We start from the raw sequence: 17559 nt of genomic DNA, 5'->3' as shown, positions 1-17559 counted from the left end.
AGGTAACATTAAACCAAAAAGCATTTTATTATTTGCTTATAATGAAATGCTAGTTCTTAATAGAAATATTTCAATATATTGAAATTGAAATATTATATTAATTATGCTATTTTAATAAATAAAATGTTATTTTACTTATACTATTGAAGGTTGGATTTATGCAGAAGAGAGTAAAGCAAGCAAAACAAGAATCATTTAAAGTTGATTTTAATGATAGAAAAGTTGGAATATGGGGTCTTTTAGCGCTTATATTAATTGTGTTTGGGTTTATTATTGCACCTTTAATGCCAGGTTTGTTTGATCGTGATGATTTATCTGGGTTAAAGTTTGGATCTTATAGGGGGAAACCAATTTATTATGAAAAGGATAGTAAGTTTGCTCGGTATGTTAATTACTATTCAAATCTTTATTCTGGATTTACAAAAGAAAAGAATCTTAGTGTAGAATATAGTATTTGGAGTTTGGCTTTTACTAAGCATATTGAAGATATTGCTTTGCTTGATTTAGCAAAAGCTAATGGCTTATATGTTTCAAAAGACATACTAAACAAAAGGTTACTGAATTCTCCTGTATACTTAGACTCTAGTGGTAATTTTAGTCCTAAGAGATACAAGAAGGTTTCTGATTATCAAAAGTTTAAAATTCATAATGAAACAGTAGAAAATTTACTCTCTTCTAACATGCAGATTTTACTAAACAGTAACTTGATATTAGCAGATTCTCTTACTCATGCTATTAAGACTATGAGTGAAGTTAGAAGGAATATTTCCTATGTTTCGCTTTCATATCAGGATTTCCCGCAAGATGAGATAATCTTTTATGCTGAGAGGAACCCGAGACTATTTAAAAGTTTAGATATTACATCTATTCGTTTCAAAAATTTAGGAGATGCTAATGATGCTTATGAAAAATTAGTTAATAACACTCCTTTTGAAGAACTTGCTAAATTTTATTCTGAAGATATTGCTAATTTTAAAGGTATTTCTTCTTCTAGGAGATACTATTTTGATTTAGACCTTGTGTTTGAAAAGAAAGATGATCTTGGTATGATTTTTTCTTTAGGGATGAATGAATTTTCCAGACCTATTAAGTCTAAAAATGGCAATGAATATGAGATATACAAGGTGTTAAGCAATGTTTATGGTTTTGATAAAAATTCAGAACATGATATTAGTTCCGTTAAAAGATATATAGAAACTTACGAACCAAGTATTATTGAAACTTTTCTTGAAAATAAGTTTAGTGATATTTTGCTTGAAATTAATTCTGATGGATTGGGGAGAACTCTTAAAAAGCATAAGTTGACATTAAAAGAAGATATTGTTAATCTTGCTTATAATATGAGTATTTATCCTAGTACTTTAAGGGAACTATCAGCTTTTAGCAATAGTAAAGATTTTTATGATGTTATTTTTGATTTAAAAGAGAGTCATTGGTCTAAGCCTTTTTTGGCGGATCGTAAAGTTTATATATTCTCTTTAAGTTCGGGTGGTAACTCTGCTGTTGCTAATATTGATGATTTGATTAAAGAAGATGACATTATTGATAGTCTATATCAGGCAAATCATAAGTTGGTGGTAGATTCTATCCTAAGGCAAAATGATTTTAAGGATAATTTTAATGAGGCATTTTTTGCTTTACAGGATTTTAGTTTAAATGCGGGCAAGTAGGATATTAATATAGATTAATTTTTTTATGAAAATCATATGGTATGTGTTTGAAAACATTGATTATATCTCTTTTTTTTGTTTTATTGTCTTGTAATAAAGACAAGAGAGATTTTATTGTATTTAACAAAGAGATAAAAAAATCTAGTGAGGTACATTATTCTGGTGTAGATATATTGGGAGGAAGTAATGGAAAAGATGATTTTGCTGCTTTTATTGACCTTAAGGGCTACAATATTCTCTCAGTTCAGCAGGAAAATTTAAATTTAGATGTTTATTTTGAGCAAGTGGTTTTGGCACAGGACTTTGCAGATCTTAAAACTTATCTATTTATTATCGGTTTTAATCCAAAGACTCATGAGGCTCTAGTTCTTTTTAAAACGCAAGTAGATATTGATTCTACAAATTCTTACAATATGTATCTTGAAGATATTACTGGTGATTATGATTTCGATATAGTTGTGCAAGGATTTCTGAAAGAAGAGTCTGTTTTGTATGTTTTTCAAAAAGCAGTCGCTAATGATGTTTCATCATATAGACCTATTTTTTTTGATAAAGTGAATGGAAGTATTATTATCAATAAGTATGACAGGTCTTCCGATTATGATAATAAAAAGTCAAGAGAAAGTTATTCTATTTCTTTGGAAAAGTATGAAAAGCAGGGAGAAGATTTAATGGTGAGTAGAATGGAAAGATATGAATATTCTCAATTGCAAAAGAAGTACTATCCTTTATCTGCTAGTGAGAAAGTTAGGCGAATGGATAACAATGTGTATAAAACTTTAAAGAACTTGACCAAGGATGAAGTTTATAAATTTTTATACGGTGTTTGGTATGATAGTAGTTCACATCGAAGCTTGGGCAAATCAAATCTTGACGATGTTTTATTTTTATCATTTGACAGATATTTTAATGAAATTAGTATTTTTAAGAAAAATGCTCAAGAAATTGCTAACATTGAATATATCTCAAAGCCCGCTTATAATACTCTTAATATTAGTACCAAATCTATTTTTTCAGATTTGATAGTCTATAATTTTTGGATCAAAATTATAGATAATGATAATATTGAAGTAAAAATTGATACTGGAACAAATGCGTATGATCAGTATGGATTCTCAGGTGTTTTTAAGAGATTTGATGATTCTATTTTAGTTGAGGATAATAAAGTATTTCTTTTTATTCCAAATGGTAATTATGTGTATAAAGATATCGTTTATGATTTTTCTTATCCTAATCTTACTTATATTGTTGAAGATAATATTTATTATGGAATTTTCAATGTTTTTAGTTTAAATAATAATTTAATTCTTGAATATGAGATTAGTATAGACGAGAGTAAGATAAGTGAGGCCTTTATTATTGAATATAGCGAAAGAATAGTACAGAAGCAAAAGTTTTCTACAATTATTCTTAATCCTATTAAAATTTTAAAAGATGAGGTAAGTTTAGTTAAAGGTCAGAAATTAAAGCTTGAGAGGTTAGAGAAATTAGGGTAGATTTTATGAAAGTATTAAGAAGTGTTGTTGCCTATATTAATGTTTCTTTTTTCTTTTTGATCTTTACTATTTTGTTTCCGGTTTTTTTAATCTTTAACATTTTTAAATTTGAAAGTTATTTTATAAGATTTAGTTTTGTGTTGGTTAGATTTGGTATTAAGACTAGCTTGTGGTTTGCTGGGATTAAGGTTGTTGTTACACGAGATAATGATGTATGTCGTAAGGGCAGTGTAGTCATTGTGGCTAATCATGTTGCTGCAATGGATCCACTTTTGCTAGTTTATGTATTTATGCAACCTTTTGTAGTAATTGCTAAGAGATCACTTTTTAGAATTCCTTTTGTTAATTTTGTATTAATTTCATTGGGTACTATTTTTGTAAATAGGAGTAGTATAAAATCTTCTGCTATTGCTCAAAGAAAGGCGATGGAAGTTATTAAAGAGGGGAAAGCTATTGGAATTTTTCCTGAAGGGACTAGGAATCGAGGAGGAGAGACAAGGAATTTTAAGGTTGGTGCTATGAATTTAGCTTTAAGGACAAATGTTCCAATTAGGCCTGTTACTCTGCTTAATACACATAAATTTTTTGTTAAGCATTTTATATTAAACTCAGGATTATCGATATATATTCATGTTCATTCTTTAATAGATGTTTCTGAGTTAAAGAATGATGAGAAAGAAAATCTTCCTGTTATTGTTAGAGATATAATAGTTAAAAAATTAGAGAAAATGCAAATTCAATATAATGTTGATGGAAATTTAAATGAAGACAAATAATTATGATGAGAGTAAAATCATCACCTTGTCTTCCCTTGAGCATATTAGGTTGCGATCTGGGATGTATATTGGGAGATTAGGAGATGGTTCTAATATTGATGATGGTATTTATATTTTAATTAAAGAGATAATTGATAATTCAATTGATGAATTTATTATGGGGTATGGTAAGGAAATCTTTATCAGAAAAGAAAATAATATTATTGGTGTTAGAGATTATGGTCGAGGTATCCCTCTTGGAAAGATTGTAGAGAGTGTTTCTGTTATTAATACTGGCGCTAAGTATAATGATGATGTTTTTCAATTTTCTGTAGGGCTTAATGGGGTTGGGACTAAAGCTGTTAACGCTTTAAGCTCAAGATTTTTGGTGAGGTCTATAAGGGATGGCAAATTTTTTGAGGCACTCTTCTCGAAAGGAAATTTGATGAAGACTGCAGAGGGACAATCTGATGAGCAGGATGGGACTTATATTGAATTTTTAGCTGATGTAGAGATTTTTGGCAGATATAAGTACAGCGAGGATTTTTTAAGAAGAAGATTTTTTCATTATGCTTGCTTAAATAAGGGTTTGACAATCAATTATAATGATCAAATTTTTGAGTCTAAAAATGGGCTTTTAGATTTTATAAACTCTGAGATTAAAGATGAAGATTTGCTTTATGATTTTATTTATTATTCTAGTAAAACTTTAGAATTTGCATTTTCTCATACGAACAATTATGGCGAGACATATTTTTCATTTGTAAATGGACAATATACTAGTGATGGGGGTACACACCAGACGGGATTCAGAGAGGGTTTTGCTAGAGCTATTAATGATTTTCTTAAGAAAACATATTCATCTACTGATATTAGAGAAGGACTTGTAGCTACTCTTTCAGTTAAGATAAAAGACCCAATATTTGAGAGTCAAACTAAGAATAAACTTGGCAATATTGAGACTAGAAGTAATATTGCTAAGGAAGTTCAAAGAATAATTTCAGAGATTCTTTATAAAGATAAAACGCTTGCAAAGGTAATTGAAAGCAAAGTTGTTGATAATGAGCGTTTGCGAAAAGAATTAAGTAGCGTACGAAAAGAGGCAAAGGAGAGAGCAAAGAAAATATCTTTTAAAATTCCTAAGCTTAAGGATTGTAAGTTTCACTTTAATGAGAAGAATGTTCAGTCTGAGGAGACTATGATATTTTTAACAGAAGGAGATTCTGCAACAGGCTCAATGGTGTCTTGTAGAGATGTATATACACAGGCTATATTTTCTCTGCGTGGCAAGCCTCAAAACATGTTTGAAAAGAATAAGTCTGAAATATATAAAAATGAGGAACTTTATAATATGATGGTGGCCCTTGGAATTGAGGAATCTATTGAAAATTTGAGATACAATAAGGTGGTGATTGCTACAGATGCAGATTTTGATGGTTTTCATATTAGAAATTTACTTTTAACATTTTTCTTAACTTATTTTGAAGATTTGGTTTTAAATGGACATATGTATATTCTAGAAACTCCACTCTTTAGGGTAAGGAATAGAAAATCTACTGTTTACTGTTATTCTGAGGAAGAGAAGCAAAGGGCTATTCGTGAACTTAAAAATCCTGAGGTTACAAGATTTAAGGGACTTGGAGAAATCTCTCCAAGTGAGTTTAGGAGTTTTATTGATATTTCTAATATTAAACTTACAAAGGTAGATCTTTTCAATATGAAGGAAATAAAAGAAAAATTAGGATTTTATATGGGACAAAATACTCCTGAAAGACGTAACTTTATTATGGAGAATTTAGTTTAATGGATATTAGAACATTACTTAAAGATAATTTCTTGCAATACTCATCTTATGTCATTAAGGATCGTGCTATTGCTAGTGTTATTGATGGATTTAAGCCTGTGCAAAGACGAATTATACATTCTCTTTTTGAGATGCATGATAGTAATTTTCATAAGGTGGCAAATGTTGTTGGGAATACGATGAAGTATCATCCTCATGGAGATACTTCAATCTATGAAGCACTTGTTAATATGGCAAATAAGGATTTATTTATTGAGAAACAAGGGAATTTTGGTAATCTTTTAACAGGTGACCCTGCTTCTGCATCTCGTTATATTGAGTGTCGATTGACTCCACTAGCATTTGATGTACTTTATAGTAAGGAAATAACAGCTTATGAACCTTCTTATGATGGTCGTAATGATGAACCTTTGATTTTTCCTGCAAAGATTCCTGTAGTACTTATTCAGGGGAGTGAGGGGATTGCTGTTGGTATGGCTGCAAAAATTCTTCCACATAACTTTAATGAAATTTTGAATGCTGTAAGGAGCGAGTTACTGGGTGAGCCCTATGAGCTTTATCCTGATTTTCCAACGGGTGGGATAGTTGATGTTAATGAGTATTCGGATGGGAATGGAAAAGTATTGGTTCGTGCAAAAATTGAGGCTACAGATGATAATAAGGCCATTTTAATAAAAGAGTTGCCATTTGGAGAGACTACTGAGAGTTTAATATCTTCAATTGAAAAAGCTATTCGGAAAAATTATATTAAAGTGTCAAGTATTAACGATTTTACTACTGAGAATGTGGAAATTGAGTTAACTCTTCCTAGAGGGGTTTATGCAAGCCAAGTTATTGAAAAGTTATATCATTATACAAATTGTCAAGTATCTATCTCTGCTAATTTGCTTTTACTGAGTGATAGATATCCTGTTATTTATACTATTACAGATATTATCAAGTTTCACGCAGAGCATTTGCAAAAAATTTTGAAAATGGAGCTTGAGCTGCAAAGAAATAAAATACTTGAAAAAATATTTTATAAAACTTTAGAACAAATATTTATTGAAAAGAGAATTTATAAGATCCTTGAGACTATTTCTAAAGAATCTGATATTGCTAGTATTATATTGGGTAAAATTTTAAAGTATGGAGATAGTTTTTCTAGAGAGGTTGTTTTGGATGATATTGAGAGTTTACTTAAAATTCCTATTAGGAAGATAAGTATTTTTGATATTGATAAGAATAATAAGGACATTAGAATCCTCAATAAAGAATTAAAAAGCGTAGAGAGTAATATTGGCGCAATTAGGGGGTATTCAATAAATTTTATTGATATACTTCTTTCAAAATATTCTAAAGTTTATAATAGAAAGACAGAAATATCTCTTATTAAGTCAAAGAATGTTCGAGAAATAGCTACTAAGAATATGAAGGTTTATTTGAATTTAAAGGCAGGTTTTGTGGGAACTAGTCTTATTGACGGTGAATTTATTGGTAATGCTAGCTATTATGATAAAATACTTATTTTTAAAAAAAATTGTTATATTTTAAAAAATATTGAGGATAAAACCTTCATCGATAAGAACAATATAGGTGTTTTAGTTTATGATATAAATAATTCAAAAGAGCAGGTATTTTCCATAATTTACCTTAATAAGTCTGAAAATTTTTATTATGTTAAGAGATTTAAGATAGATAAGTTTATTACAGATAAGGTTTATGAATTTTTGAATGATGGAGATGAATTTGTAGATTTTGCTTTAAATCCAGAATTTGTTGAATTCTTCACTAGTAAAGATATTATTAAATTAGTTAATATTGATGATTTCATGATCAAGTCAAGAGTATCTATTGGTAAAAGAATTTCAAATAGTAAACTTAAAAAGGTTAAATTTAAATAGGGATTTTTAATAATTTTTGCTATAATTAGATTATTGAACAATTTTATAATGAGGGTGTTTTATGAAGAGTGTGTTAATTTTGGCTTTGATTTTTTTCTGTGCCTTTACTAGTTTTGCTCAGAGTCATGATACAAGAGACAGTAGCAATACGGTGGAGAAGTTATTAGTTTATGAAGCTTCTAAGAAAGAGCCTTTAATTCCTTTTTTATTGAATCTTATTTTGGGATTTGGAATAGGATCTTTAGCTCAGGGGGATATTATTGGTGGGTTACTTGTTTTGGGATTTGATGCTGCTGGTATTGGTTTGTTGGCTTATGGTATTTCTTCTGTTGGCGGTATTTCTGAATTTAAAACCAAGAATGATATGGAGTTGCCAGTGCTTGCTATTTCTTTAATTACGTTGGGGGGGTTGACTCTTGCTGTAACAAGAGTCGTTGAAATTATTTTGCCCTTTACGCATGCAGCTAATTATAATAAGAGACTTAAGCAAACTTTAGGAATTGCTTTTGGAGGATTTCAACCTACCTTTAATGTTAATATGAATGAAGGTGTAAGGCCTGGATTTGGGATTTCTTTTACTAAGACTTATTGATTGCAAAAATTTTATTTTTTAGATTTTAACAGATTGTAAATTTTGTCGCTCATTAGCCTACAGTGTATTATTAGATACAGCTTATTTATACTGTTTGAGTTCACGACTTAAATCTTTTTTTATGCTTTTCTGTTTTAAGACTTCTCTTTTATCATATAATTTTTTACCTTTGCATATTCCAAGTTCTACTTTTATTAGTGAGTTTTTCAAGTAAATTGAAATAGGAACCAATGTGTAACCTTCTTTTTCTTTAAATTTTTTTAATCTTTGTATTTCTTTTTTTGTTATGAGAAGTTTTCTCTGTCTTATTTCTTCGTGATTAAAAATATTGCCTTCTTTATACTTTGCTATATGTAAATTTTCAAGCCATATTTCGTCCTTTTTAATAGTAGCAAAACTATCATTAAATGAAATTTTTTTTAGCTTAACAGATTTAACTTCAGTTCCTTTTAAAACAATTCCACAGCTTATTTTATCTTCAATAAAGTAATTAAATCTTGCTTTTTTGTTTTCAAGTAATAGTGAGTTCACATCTATTCCTGTTCAACAACTAGTCTAAACCCAATGTTTGGTGCACTCCAGTGTTTTAAGAATGAAGCTTTTGTTGAAGGCTTAAGTAGTGTGTTGTTATTATGGTTATATGTTCTAATTTCGGTAATTAGCGAGTTGAAGTTTGAATTTTGAGAATATATACTGTTGTCCTTTCTAGATAATAGGATGTCATTAAAGGTTGAATTTTGCATTAGATTCCAAAACCCAACTTTTTTGGATATTTCATTAATAGTTAAGTTGCTTACCGAGTTTGATTCTTCTTTTTGATACAATTCCCATTCTTGAGATATCGGAAGTCTTGCTTTAAATCCTTTTGGTAGTTTTAAAGAATACCATTTAGCATATTCTAACGCTGCATGGTAAGATATATCAGTGATATCTTCATTTGCAGGCATTTGTTTAAAGCCTTTAAGATAATTTTCATCTACAAGTTCTTCTTTTATTAGATTATCTCTATTGTATATTGTCCACTTTGGGTTTTCATTTAAGAATTCCTGATATTCGGCTTTACTAATGTTCTTGTTCTGTATTAAAAACTCTTTTAGTTTATATGTAGTCTTGAGTGTAAGATCTTGTGAGTGTAATTTATAGTTTTGGATACTTTCGATATTATTTGATGCTACCTTTTTAAAGTTCGCTAAATTCAAATTTATGATTTTATTTTTAAATGTTACTATTTTATTTTCATTTTTTAATTTTTCTATTATTGTTGTAAACCATGTTTCATTAGATAATTGTTTTTGTTCTTCTTTGCCTAAGTTTTTAACAAACCAAATGATTGCTCTGTTTTCTAGATTAAAGTTTTGTTGTAAAGATTCCCATGTTTCTTTATCGTTAAAAGTGTCTATTAAGTAGACATTTTTATATGCAATTAAAAAATCTTTAAACATTTCATTTGAATTTAGATATGGAATAGAATCTTTAAAAAATTTTTTTATATGTTCTTTACTGTCTTTTAAATCGTTTGAAATTAATGAAAATATAGGAATTAGCTTTATGTTGTCGTTAACATTTTTAATCCTTGTCATAACTGAGAGTTCTTTTTGTCTTTGAGCGATAATTTTATCAGGATCTCTTAAGTTTAAATTAATATTAAATTTATAGCTTGTAAAAAATCTATTTTGTATCTCAATTGTTTCTTCATAAGACTCAAATCCAAGCCTTTGAATCCTTAAGGTTCCTTTGGTAGCATGCGCGTATGTATCTAATGGAGTAACTCCAATGTATTTTTCATCTAAGTAAACATGTGCATTATTAATGTTAGTTCTTATTTTTAAATAAGCTCCAGGGTTTTTTAGTTTAGGGTTTATAATAAAAATAAATAGTAGCGATGAAATTAGAATAGCTGTTATAAATAAAACATAAGCTTTTGGAACTATTCCTAAGATTGGCTTTAATTTTACTTTAAATGCCTCATCATTAAGGTCAATATTATCATTTTCTTTCATTATATACATAATTATAAGAAAATATTGAAGTAAGTTCAACATTTTTTTCATTCTATGTTATTTTGGTTAATAGAAAAATGCAAAGAGAACCAATATTGATGTTATGAGCTGTTTGGGTTTATTGAATTTAGAACTAATTTTAGGAGGTGGTATGTGTGGTTGAAGGATTTGTGGGTGTAGGTATTTTAATAATTATTAATTTTATGTATGATTGATATTTAAGGATAAATTTATGTATTTAGGAAAATTAGATAAATTAGCGAACTTTTTAGTAGAGTCTATTGAAAGATATTTAACTTATAGGAAAAGAAAAAAGTATTTTGGGAAGTTGAAAGCTAAGAGACAAGGTTTTATACTAAACTTTTTATTTGATTTTTTAGCGGCTGCGATTTTTGTTTTGTGTATTAATCAGTATTTTTTACAAGCTTACAAGATTCCATCGGGATCGATGGAAGATACCCTGAAAATTGGGGACTTTTTATTTGTGGACAAATTTTCTTATGGGCCTGAACTTTTGCCGGGAATGGGCAAAATTTATGGAATAAAAGAGCCAAGTGAGTCAGATATTGTTATTTTTGAAAATCCAGAATATAGATCAAAGGGGCCTTTTTTTGATATTTTGCAGAGAATACTTTATATGTTGACTTTATCCTTTATTGATCTTGATAGAGATGAAAATGGAAATCCTAGTGTGAGATTTCTTGTAAAGAGAGCGTTATTTGCAGATGGCAAGATTGTAAGATTTCGAAATGGAAAGATTTTTGTTAAGAAGGAAGGCGAGGAAAATTTTGTAGAAGAAGATTCTTATAAAGTTTCATTAGGATATGATTTTAACACTAAGAAAATTATAGAGGATGGGGATTATAAGGTTTATACTAATCTTGCTATGTTTATTGCGTTAAATCAATTAAATGTGGGTCTAGAAAATATTCCTGATTTTTCGTTTTTTGATGTCAGAATTGTTGATAGATTTGAAGTTGAAAGGTTAGAGTATCGTTATTTGACAGCTTTCATGCCATATGTTGATTATTATATAGAAAAGGCAATAATGAGAGATTATGGGATATATGTTCCTTATGGTTATGTATTGCCTATTGGGGATAATAGAGATAATTCTCATGATGGTAGATTTTTTGGAGTCATAGATAAAAATAAGATTCTTGGTAGAACGTTGTTCTTGTATTTTCCTTTCTCTAGGATAGGTTTTATTTAAATATGGCAGCTTATTTAACTTTTGAACAAAGACTTTTAAGAAAGCAGAGACAGAAAAATATTCTCAATTTTGTTCTGTTATTTTTAATATTAAATTATGTTTTTACAAAATTTGTTTTACAGGTTTTTACTTTTCAAGGTGATGAGATGATGCCTTTAGTAAAAAGAAACAATAGTTTAATTTTTACTTCAAGGTATATGAGATCTTTTTTTATGTCTTTAAGGGTGAATGATATTGTACTTTATGAAGATTTAAACTTAAGTATCAATTTTGTCCTAAATTTTTTCAAAGATTTGTTTCTTTTAAATAAAATTTTTAATATAAAAAATTATAAAATTTCAAAAATAGTCGCTACTCAGGGGGATGTCGTTTATGTTAGGGGTTTTGATGTTTTGGTGTATAGAAGGGATACTAATTCTTTTTATTTGAATGGTAATTTTAAGGATGGTTATAGATTAAATGATTTTTTTAACTCTAATGAAGTAATTAAATGTTTTACTTTAAAAAAAAATGAGTTCTTCTTATTGAATGAAAATTTGAAAATTTTAAATGATTCTAGAGTATTTGGCCCTGTTAAGAAAGATTATATTTTGGCTTGCTTAATGTTAAAGATAATGGATTATAAGATTGTTAAATAAGATTTTTATTGATGCGGATTCTTGTAATTTAAAGATAATAAAATTTTTACAAAATTTTGTGCTAGATAGAGATGTGGAGCTTATTTTAGTTTCAAATAAATATTTAAATTTAGAGAGATCAAAAAATTCTGTTTTTAAGGTTGTAGATAATGTTGATTCTTTTATTTTGGAGCTAGTTGATAGGAATAGTATTGTAGTTACAAGGGATATATTCTTTGTGAAGAATATATTAGATTTGGAAATTAAAGTTATGAATGATGAGGGCCAGGTTTTTAATACCAATAATATAAGTTATTTGTACTTTAGATCTAAAATTAATAGTAATTTAGATCTAAAAGTTAAAAAGTATTTTAATTGGGAGTCAAGCAAAGCTAGATATTCAAATTTTGCAACGAATTTTCATCGTCTATTCTTTAGTTAGATTTTTATTCTCAATTTTCCATAATCCTTTTCCTTGGGTGAGTATATAAATTATGTCATTTGATATAGGTATTATGTCATTAAGTCTTGTTTTGCTTAATTTTGAACCATTATATGAGCCTGGAGATACAGATTGTGAGGGTGGTTGAAGGATAAATGTATCCTTATCTTTAACGAGTTCTACAAATCCACTATTACTACCAATAAGTATAGTGCCATTAACTTCTCTTGCAAAGTATGCAATGAAATCTCCTATGTCGTCGCGATTGAATATTGAATCTTGGTAATTATTTGTGCTTGAATATATTCTGAATTTATTGTCAGATGTATCATATCCTCCTCCCGTAAATACTAGGGTTTCTCTAGACCCTCGGATATTTGTATTTATTATTGGCATTATTTCATTTTTTGAGTTGACACTTATAGAGCTCCCGCCTAATATCCAAATTTTTGAGGATCTTCCAGTAATTAAATTGCTATCATTAGAGATTTGATAAAATCTATCATCATTATTTATGCCGCTAGGAGTGTGATCATTGCCATTTATATCTAAAATTATTTGATTCCCATCCTCTTTTGATGCTAGAATATACGCAGATTGAACACCACTTATGGTTATAGATTTTAAAAATTTAATTGCACTTAAATCCTTTATAAATTTAGATTTCCAAACATGATCCTCAAGAGTATAGAGTTCTAATTTCCCATCTTTGTTTTGAGTTAATAGATGAGTTGTTCCTGATAAATTGACAAGATCAATTACAAATTCATAAGAATTGCTAAAATTTACCCTTTCAACATTTCCATTTTCTTTTTTAAATAAATGCATAGCTGCAATGTATAGAGTGTCATTGACTAATGAGATGCCACTTGGACTTGAACTGTCTAGAATATTATTAGCGCTATTTATTTTTTGTAATTTACTAAGTTGAGAAAAAATAGATTCACTTGAACATGATAGCTCTAACCATGTTAGCATTATTAGCATGAATTTTTGCAAACCTTTGTTATCCATATTAACCTACAATTTATTTATATTTACTATTACTGCGAACGATACTAGAAAAAAATGACCCATTTTGGGAAAATTCCCAAATTCAAGCATTGTCCACCATGAAGTTGTAACTCCTAAAGCCCATTTGTAGTCGAAGTTCCATAGAATCCCAGAACCAATGGAAATTACAGGCATTGCATCAAAAGTTCTTAAATTTGAGATGCTATCACTTTTATCTCCATAAGAGGTTAAAGAAAATCCTATATTAGAAAATATGGGTATCTGAAAAAGCTCTCCTATATCTAGGATATAGTTTATTAAAAACGTGATAGGTACCATACTAAGTGTTTTGCCTATGCCAGAATCTGGGTTTAATAAGTTAAATGAATGATTAATGTCAAAGTTAAATAAGTACCTAAGCTCAACACCTATAGATAAGCTACTTAAGATGTGATATTGATATTTAAGTGCCCCAATTCCTCCAGGGTACAGGTTTGAAGAAAATATTTGTGATAAATCATTATAAAAAAGAGGTACTCCCAAGCTTAAATCCACCCCAATAATGGAATTTCCATTCCGGTCAATTGAATATGCTTCAATTGACCCCACATTTATACTTAACAAGAACAGTAAGAGTAATGTGATTGAAAAATTCTTTTTCATTATTCTCCATTTTTTCAAAAATTAGTTATTTAAGAGTTATTATATTTGAAAATAGGTTTTATTACAATTAATTTCTGTGTAAATTTATCTTTATTTATATTTACAATATAAGTATAATATATAATGCTTTGATTTAAGTTAGTGGGGGTTTGAGTTGAGCGATGTTTTTGATGGCAAACTTTTTGCTGCAAAATATTACTTATTATTAAAAGAGTTTTTAACTCATCATGGCTTAATAAATAAGATTTCTTTAAAAGCGATTTTGGCAAATGATGACCCTGCGAGCAAGCTTTATATCTCTGTTAAAGAGCGAGTATCGAAAGAGATTGGTATTAATTTTTGTGTTATTAAGCTATCTGGGAATATAGGACAAGACAATATTTTACAATTAATTGAATCTGAGAATTTGAATGAAACTACCGATGGAATTATTGTTCAATTACCTCTTGCCGAGAAAATAGATGTTAATATGGTTCTAAGTAAAATATTACATACAAAGGATGTAGATGGGCTTTCTGCTATTAATTTGGGCAAGTTAGTTTTAGGTGATAGAGAAGGATTTGTTCCTTGTACAGCTCTTGCTGTACTTAAGGTTTTGTTTGATAAGGGTATAGAGACCTCTGGTAAGACTGTTGTTGTTATTGGGAGAAGTCCTCTTGTTGGGAGGCCTATTTCTATCTTGCTTTCTTGTAAACCTTATAATGCAACTGTAATCACTTGCCATAGTAAGAGTACTTACTTAGATGTTTATGTGAGACAGGCAGATATTATTATTTCTGCTGTTGGTAAGCCCAAATTAATAGATGCTAACATGATTTCTGGAAATCCTTATATTGTTGATATTGGTATTTCTGAGGTAGAAATTGAAGGTAGCAATATTCTTGTGGGAGATGCAGACTTTGAAGCGATTAAGGGATATGTTAAGTTTATTACTCCTGTACGAGGTGGGATTGGACCTGTTACAGTTCTTATGTTGATGTTTAACACAATTAAGGCATACTTAATTGCCCATAATAAACGAGATGTCTTGGAAAAGTTAGAAAGGTTGGTGGAGGTTTAAATGTCTGGTCATAGTAAATGGTCAACCATCAAGAGGAAAAAAGGTGCTCTTGATGCTAAGAGGAATAAAATTTTTACTAAGTTGATTAGAGAAATAAACATTGCTGCTAAAATTGGTGGGGGCGATATTGAATCTAATCCTAGATTGCGATTTGCTGTGACCAAAGCAAGAGTATCTAATATGCCTAAAGACAACATTGAAAAGGCAATAAAAAAGGGCGTTGGTGATACTGCAGGTGATGAATATTTTGAGTTGACTTATGAGGCTTATGCTCCTCATGGGGTAGCTCTAATAATTAAGTGTTTAACTGATAATAAAAATAGAACAGCAAGTGATGTAAGGAGCGTTCTTACTAAGGGTGGAGGTTCTCTTGGAGCTCCTGGTTCTGTATCTTATATGTTTCACAGGAAAGGGTTGATTTCTTATAGCTTAGATAAGTATCATGAAGATGATATAATTGAGGCTGCTTTAGAGTCTGGTGCAGAAGATATTTCTAGTGAAGGGTCTGAGATAGAGATAATAACAAGTGCTGAGAGTTTTGAAACTATCTTATCTGCTTTGAGAGGTAAATTTGAGGAAGATATGGCAGAGATTGCTCTTATTCCTGAGAATAAAGTTTCTTTAGGCAAAGATCGAATGGACAAAATCCTTGCTTTGGTTGAAAAATTGGAGGATTTTGATGATGTACAAGAAGTTGTTCATAATTTAGAAGTTATTGATGAGATTGATTAATTTACCTATTAAACTATTGTTAATATATGAGAATATTAGGGATTGATCCTGGTCTTGCGAATGTGGGTTGGGGCGTTTTGGATAAGGAAAATAGTAGGCATATGTATGTTCAAGATGGAACAGTCATAACCAGGTCTTCTATGCCTTTAAAAGATAGAATCAAATTAATTTCTGATGAACTTGGCATGGTTATTGATAGGTTCAGACCTAATGTTGCAAGCATTGAAGATATTTATTTTGCTAAAAATAAAAAAACGGCGATAAGAGTAGCTGAGGCACGAGGAGCTATCATTTTAACTCTTGCTTTAAAAAATATAAATTTTTATGAATATACTCCAACACAGGTTAAAAACTCAATTTCTGGATTTGGTAGACTTGAAAAGCATCAAGTAAAATATATGATTAGTAAATTACTTGGAATGAAACCTGATTTCAATTTTAATAGTGATCATAGTAGTGATGCGCTGGCACTTGCCGTTTGTCATGGCAATAACCATCAATTTTTATAGTATATCCTGTAAATGTTGTTTCCAAAGTCATCTGAGAATAAAATTGAGCCATCCCAGTAAGTGATGATATCAACGGGTCTTCCGGTTTTGGAACCATTAGAATCTAGAAATCCAGCTAGAAAAACCTTATAATTAGTTGCAGCCTTTGTGGTTGGATTAATATCTAGGGTTGTTATTCTATATCCAACAGGAATTGATCTATTCCATGATCCATGTTCAGCAATAAACAATTTGTTTTTATATTCATCTGGGAATATATTTCCTTTGTAGAAATGTATTCCCAGAGGTGCTACATGTGCAGGAAGTTCATAAATAGGAGGTACAAAATCAATGTTTTTGGGAGCTTTACTTGAAAATGCAGGATCTTTTCCATTTTTGCCAAACATGTATGGAAACCCAAAATGTGCGCCATATTTAGCCACTACATTAATCTCATCTGGAGGTAGATTATCACCTAGATTATCTCGTCCGTTATCGCTAAAGTATAGGAAGTTATCACTTGGATGAAAATCAAATCCTACTGAATTTCTAACACCATAAGCCATTACAATTTTTTCTTTAGTCTCAAGGTCAACTCCTAATAATATAGCTTCATGCTCTTCCTCAGGGATCCTAGAATTGGCAGGAGAACCGATGTTGATTATTAATTTTTTACTTTGAGTGTCTACCTTTATGTATTTACCTGTGTGTTTTTTTGAACTTGTATTTGGCAATCTAACAAATTCTTCTAGCCTCCATTTATAGGCTTTCTTAATATTTAGAGTATTTTCTATCTCTTTTGCGACATCCTGAACAACATAAATCTTATCTACTGATGAAATGTACAACTTGTTGTCAAAGTAAGCTATACCTATTGGATTTGTAAGGTTTGAAGCAATAGTGTAAATATTTTTATCCTTTGTTACAAGATAGGCAAAATGACTTGAAGATCCTATGAAAATGTTTCCGTTATGATCACTAGTAAGGCCTCGAGGTTTTTCAATGTTATCTATGAAGATTTCAACTTGAAATCCATTTGGAACTTTTAAGGTGCTTACTTTAGACTCTAAACTTGTTGGGAAGCTTAATAGGGGCAACATAAACACGAAATAACCCATAAAAATCTTATTTTTCATACTGTGACTCTCTTT

17 protein-coding genes are annotated in these 17559 nt (G+C 29.6%); 12 read left to right on the top strand and 5 right to left on the bottom strand.

Annotation, left to right across the window (positions count from 1 at the left end):
• Window positions 1-158: 158 nt before the first annotated feature.
• The 6 genes from CR532_RS00190 to CR532_RS00165 all read left to right on the top strand — a co-directional run bounded on the left by CR532_RS00190 (window position 159) and on the right by CR532_RS00165 (window position 8200).
• On the top strand, window positions 159-1670 hold the full coding sequence (locus tag CR532_RS00190) for a peptidylprolyl isomerase (RefSeq protein WP_108728841.1): 1512 nt from the start codon (window positions 159-161) through the stop codon (window positions 1668-1670).
• 41 nt (window positions 1671-1711) lie between these two features.
• Entirely contained in the window at window positions 1712-3166 is a 1455-nt protein-coding gene (locus CR532_RS00185; RefSeq protein ID WP_108728840.1) for a pallilysin-related adhesin, read from the top strand.
• A gap of 5 nt (window positions 3167-3171) precedes the next feature.
• Complete coding sequence (locus CR532_RS00180; RefSeq protein WP_108728839.1) at window positions 3172-3942, top strand: lysophospholipid acyltransferase family protein; 771 nt, start codon at window positions 3172-3174, stop codon at window positions 3940-3942.
• Window positions 3929-5725 (top strand): DNA topoisomerase IV subunit B, encoded by a 1797-nt coding sequence (locus CR532_RS00175; protein WP_108728838.1) that lies wholly within the window; start codon window positions 3929-3931, stop codon window positions 5723-5725. Before CR532_RS00180 ends, CR532_RS00175 begins: the two co-directional genes overlap by 14 nt.
• Entirely contained in the window at window positions 5725-7608 is a 1884-nt protein-coding gene (locus tag CR532_RS00170; protein WP_108728837.1) for a DNA topoisomerase IV subunit A, read from the top strand. Before CR532_RS00175 ends, CR532_RS00170 begins: the two co-directional genes overlap by 1 nt.
• A gap of 61 nt (window positions 7609-7669) precedes the next feature.
• Window positions 7670-8200 carry a P13 family porin gene (locus CR532_RS00165; protein ID WP_108728836.1) on the top strand — a complete coding sequence of 177 codons (531 nt, stop codon included), beginning with the start codon at window positions 7670-7672 and terminating at the stop codon, window positions 8198-8200.
• Window positions 8201-8281: 81 nt separating this feature from the next.
• On the opposite strand, the gene smpB is transcribed toward CR532_RS00165, so the two are convergent.
• Window positions 8282-8737 (bottom strand): SsrA-binding protein SmpB, encoded by a 456-nt coding sequence (gene smpB / locus CR532_RS00160; RefSeq protein WP_108728835.1) that lies wholly within the window; start codon window positions 8735-8737, stop codon window positions 8282-8284.
• The gene (locus tag CR532_RS00155; protein ID WP_108729592.1) at window positions 8734-10200 is read right to left on the bottom strand and encodes a PEGA domain-containing protein; all 1467 of its coding nucleotides are present in this window, start codon (window positions 10198-10200) and stop codon (window positions 8734-8736) included. Before CR532_RS00155 ends, smpB begins: the two co-directional genes overlap by 4 nt.
• Window positions 10201-10432: 232 nt before the next feature.
• Between CR532_RS00155 and lepB (CR532_RS00150) the strand changes: the two genes are divergently transcribed.
• The 3 genes from lepB (CR532_RS00150) to CR532_RS00140 are packed head-to-tail and all read left to right on the top strand — an operon-like array spanning window position 10433 to window position 12472.
• The gene (lepB, locus tag CR532_RS00150; RefSeq protein WP_108728834.1) at window positions 10433-11413 is read left to right on the top strand and encodes a signal peptidase I; all 981 of its coding nucleotides are present in this window, start codon (window positions 10433-10435) and stop codon (window positions 11411-11413) included.
• Between the two features lie 2 nt (window positions 11414-11415).
• Window positions 11416-12051: a signal peptidase I gene (lepB, locus tag CR532_RS00145; protein WP_108728833.1), complete on the top strand. Its 636-nt coding sequence runs from the start codon at window positions 11416-11418 to the stop codon at window positions 12049-12051.
• Window positions 12041-12472, top strand: a complete 432-nt coding sequence (locus tag CR532_RS00140; RefSeq protein WP_108728832.1) for a DUF188 domain-containing protein — start codon at window positions 12041-12043, stop codon at window positions 12470-12472. The genes lepB (CR532_RS00145) and CR532_RS00140 overlap by 11 nt, the downstream gene beginning before the upstream one ends.
• On the opposite strand, the gene bamB is transcribed toward CR532_RS00140, so the two are convergent.
• Both bamB and CR532_RS00130 read right to left on the bottom strand, forming a co-directional pair.
• Window positions 12458-13486, bottom strand: a complete 1029-nt coding sequence (bamB, locus tag CR532_RS00135; RefSeq protein WP_108728831.1) for an outer membrane protein assembly factor BamB — start codon at window positions 13484-13486, stop codon at window positions 12458-12460. The genes CR532_RS00140 and bamB overlap by 15 nt on opposite strands.
• 6 nt (window positions 13487-13492) lie before the next feature.
• Window positions 13493-14128, bottom strand: coding sequence for a BB0027 family outer member beta-barrel protein (locus tag CR532_RS00130; protein ID WP_108728830.1), 636 nt, complete (start codon window positions 14126-14128; stop codon window positions 13493-13495).
• 154 nt (window positions 14129-14282) lie between these two features.
• Here CR532_RS00130 and CR532_RS00125 point away from each other — a divergent pair, with 154 nt between their 5' ends.
• The 3 genes from CR532_RS00125 to ruvC are packed head-to-tail and all read left to right on the top strand — an operon-like array spanning window position 14283 to window position 16429.
• The gene (locus CR532_RS00125; RefSeq protein ID WP_108728829.1) at window positions 14283-15188 is read left to right on the top strand and encodes a bifunctional 5,10-methylenetetrahydrofolate dehydrogenase/5,10-methenyltetrahydrofolate cyclohydrolase; all 906 of its coding nucleotides are present in this window, start codon (window positions 14283-14285) and stop codon (window positions 15186-15188) included.
• On the top strand, window positions 15189-15920 hold the full coding sequence (locus CR532_RS00120; RefSeq protein WP_108728828.1) for a YebC/PmpR family DNA-binding transcriptional regulator: 732 nt from the start codon (window positions 15189-15191) through the stop codon (window positions 15918-15920).
• 26 nt (window positions 15921-15946) lie between these two features.
• On the top strand, window positions 15947-16429 hold the full coding sequence (gene ruvC, locus CR532_RS00115; protein ID WP_108728827.1) for a crossover junction endodeoxyribonuclease RuvC: 483 nt from the start codon (window positions 15947-15949) through the stop codon (window positions 16427-16429).
• Here the strand turns inward: ruvC and CR532_RS00110 are convergent.
• Window positions 16417-17544 (bottom strand): PQQ-dependent sugar dehydrogenase, encoded by a 1128-nt coding sequence (locus tag CR532_RS00110; RefSeq protein WP_108728826.1) that lies wholly within the window; start codon window positions 17542-17544, stop codon window positions 16417-16419. The genes ruvC and CR532_RS00110 overlap by 13 nt on opposite strands.
• Between the last annotated feature and the right edge of the window lie 15 nt (window positions 17545-17559).

The sequence above is a fragment of the Candidatus Borreliella tachyglossi genome (assembly GCF_003076595.1).
In the GTDB taxonomy this organism is placed as follows: Bacteria; Spirochaetota; Spirochaetia; order Borreliales; family Borreliaceae; genus Borrelia; species Borrelia tachyglossi.
The sequence above is the reverse complement of the archived record's forward strand: the minus strand, read 5'-3'. Positions and strand labels throughout refer to the sequence as shown.